Below are 774 nucleotides of genomic sequence, written 5' to 3'. Positions count from 1 at the left end.
GACGGTTTTAATGAAAGACTTGGTGCGAAAGCGCCAGGTCTTTTTTATGCACTTGATTTGGTGTTTTCATATCCAAACTTAAGTGCGGTCGCATTTCATTGTATATAAATATCGATTCTTCAACGAGCTGTTTTAACTCTGCCATATTGCGACATTTATACAGTAAAAACTCTTGCTTTAATATCCCGTTAATACGCTCTGCTAATGCGTTTTGATAACAGTCATACCCATCGGTCATCGATGGTCTAATGCCCTCTTTTAATAGCGTATTTTGATATACTTCAGAGCAATATTGTAAACCTCTATCTGAATGATGAATGGCATCACGTTTATATACGCGTTGCTTAATTGTCATTTCTAATGCTTTGACTACATCGGTTGCTTTCATTTCATCACTCAGCTCATAACCCATTATTTTTCGACTGTAAGCATCAGTGACTAACGATAGGTAATGCACGCCTTGCGCTGACTTTACGTATGTAATGTCACTAACGAAGACTTCCTCGGCAGCAGTAGGCGTGTATTCTTTTAGTAAATTAGGATGCTTGCGCATCCAATGGTTACTGTTTGTTGTTTTAGTATAATTTTTCTTTGGTTTTACAAGAAAGTCATGCTCTCTCAAATAGTCAAAAAAACAATCACGGCCTAGTTTTATACCACGCTCTTGCAGCTCTGGCTTTATCATCAAATAAAGTTTCTTCCCACCAATACGAGGCATGAATTGCCTCCAATACATCACTAATTCCTTGACTGGCTTCAACGCTTTATCCCGAG

Annotated in this window: 1 protein-coding gene; it reads right to left on the bottom strand. The window is 38.2% G+C overall.

The window, feature by feature from the left end; translation table 11 throughout:
* Positions 1–7: 7 nt before the first annotated feature.
* Positions 8–774: IS3 family transposase (locus CWC11_RS20070; protein WP_138684110.1), on the bottom strand; the 767-nt coding region annotated here is incomplete at its 5' end.

It is taken from the genome of Pseudoalteromonas sp. S3178 (genome assembly GCF_005886985.1).
Taxonomy (GTDB): Bacteria; Pseudomonadota; Gammaproteobacteria; order Enterobacterales; family Alteromonadaceae; genus Pseudoalteromonas; species Pseudoalteromonas carrageenovora.
The sequence above is the reverse complement of the archived record's forward strand: the minus strand, read 5'-3'. Positions and strand labels throughout refer to the sequence as shown.